1 pseudogene is annotated in these 366 nt (G+C 50.5%); it reads right to left on the bottom strand.

Annotated features, from left to right (window positions below):
- Nucleotides 1-366, bottom strand: a pseudogene (locus CVN76_RS02180) (leucine--tRNA ligase); the annotation flags it as partial.

Below are 366 nucleotides of genomic sequence, written 5' to 3'. Positions count from 1 at the left end.
TTGGAATGGCTCCTTCGTTGGCACGACGCCGATATCATACAAGAATTTATGCCAGAAACGAGCGTACAGCAAGTGAAGCACCGCATGCTCGGCACCGCCAATATAAATGTCGACCGGCATCCACTCTTTCAATTTTTCAGGATCTGCCAAAGCTTCCTTATTGTCCGGATCAATATAACGAAGGAAGTACCAGCTGCTGCCTGCCCATTGCGGCATCGTGTTCGTCTCGCGGCGCCCTTTCCGTCCGTTTTCATCGGTTACGTTAACCCATTCCGCAATGTTCGCAAGTGGAGATTCCCCTGTCCCTGAAGGCTTGATGTCAGTCGTTTTCGGTAAAATCAACGGAAGTTCCTCTTCCTCCAGTGC

The sequence above is a fragment of the Bacillus sp. mrc49 genome (assembly GCF_002803435.1).
This window is presented reverse-complemented; position numbering and strand designations above follow the sequence as displayed.